2 protein-coding genes are annotated in these 811 nt (G+C 65.2%); both read right to left on the bottom strand.

Annotated elements, in window-relative coordinates:
* Positions 1–417: carboxyl transferase domain-containing protein (locus Q8814_RS26320; protein WP_330154852.1), on the bottom strand; the 417-nt coding region annotated here is incomplete at its 3' end.
* 7 nt (positions 418–424) lie between these two features.
* The coding region (locus Q8814_RS26315) for a hypothetical protein (RefSeq protein WP_330154851.1) at positions 425–811 on the bottom strand (387 nt) is incomplete at its 5' end.

Raw genomic sequence — 811 nt, 5'->3', positions numbered from 1 at the left:
GGCGAGCGACGTGACGGCGTCCTGGACGCGAGCTCCGCCGGAGTCGTTGATGCCCACGACGGGGCAGCCGATCTTCAACGCGTGCTCGAGAACGGCAGAAACCTTGCGGCCGAACATCTCACCGACGCTGCCGCCGAGAACCGTCTGGTCGTGGGAGAACACCGCGACCGGACGACCGTCGACCGTGCCGTGGCCGACGACGACCGCGTCGCCGTAGAAGGCGTCGTCGCGTCCCGGGGTCTTCATCAGGGCGCCGATCTCGACGAAACTGCCCCTGTCGAGCAGCATGTCGATGCGCTCGCGCGCACTCGGGATCCCCTTCTTGGCGCGCTTGGCGATAGCAATGTCACCCGCGGGTTCCTGTGCGATCTCCAGTTTCTGGCGCAGCTCCGCAAGCTTTTCTGCCGTGGTGGTCACTACTTGTTCAGCTCCTCGAGGCTTCGATGGCGGCCAGCTTGCCGGTCAGGTCGGCCCCCACCTTCGCGATGTACGGCTCGTCGACAATCTGCAGGTGATCGCCACCGACTCGAACGATCTCCAACTTCGCGACGACGTCTCCCCAGCCACCGTCGGGCTGCCGGGTTCCGAACGCCGGCTCGAGATCGATCGCGTCGTCGTGGTACTTGTCCGCCATGTACAGCACGACGTCTCCGCCGTAGGGCGCAAGTTCCGCAGTCTGAATCGCCCGGTTGTCGAGCCACGACGTGCGCTGATGCTCGATGATGCCGCCCGGGATCTCGACGCCGCTCATCTCGAGCAGGTTCATGAGAATCCGGATCTGATCCTCGTCGCTCTCGGCCTCGGCGAGAAC

Origin of the sequence: Rhodococcus chondri (assembly GCF_036327435.1) — a bacterium.
Lineage (GTDB): Bacteria > Actinomycetota > Actinomycetes > Mycobacteriales > Mycobacteriaceae > Rhodococcus > Rhodococcus chondri.
The sequence above is the reverse complement of the archived record's forward strand: the minus strand, read 5'-3'. Positions and strand labels throughout refer to the sequence as shown.